We start from the raw sequence: 468 nt of genomic DNA on the forward strand, positions 1-468 counted from the left end.
GTCGATCGGGTCGTAGTACTCGTAGGTGCGGTTCAACGCCTCCGGGTCCTGCTGCTCGATCCCGGTGCGGTAGTTCTTCTTCCAGTACGAGATGCCGCGGACCTCGTCGTACTCCGACAACTGGTGCACCCAGCGCTTGCCGACGTACGGGACGTCGCAGACGATGCGCGGGGTCGCGAAGCCCGGCAGGTAGCCGAGCATCCCGTGCTGCAGGTGCTGCGCGTCCTTCACCGAGACCCGCCAGTGCTCGGAGAACGGGATCATGTCGCACATATAGAAGTAGTACGGCGTGATGGTCGCGCCGTCGAGGAGCGCGAAGCACAGGTCGAGCAGTTGCGGGACCGAATCGTTGACGCCGCGCATCAGGACGCCCTGGTTGCGGACGTCGCGCAGACCGGCCTCGAACATCGCCTTGGTCGCCTCGGCCACCAGCGGGGTGACCGACTGGGCCGCGTTCACGTGCGTGTG

The 468-nt window shown here is 65.8% G+C and carries 1 pseudogene; it reads right to left on the reverse strand.

The features are described from left to right. A pseudogene (locus CAY82_RS27510) lies at positions 1-468 on the reverse strand (lysine 2,3-aminomutase); the annotation flags it as partial.

It is taken from the genome of Pseudomonas sp. SID14000, assembly GCF_002165135.1.
In the GTDB taxonomy this organism is placed as follows: Bacteria; Pseudomonadota; Gammaproteobacteria; order Pseudomonadales; family Pseudomonadaceae; genus Aquipseudomonas.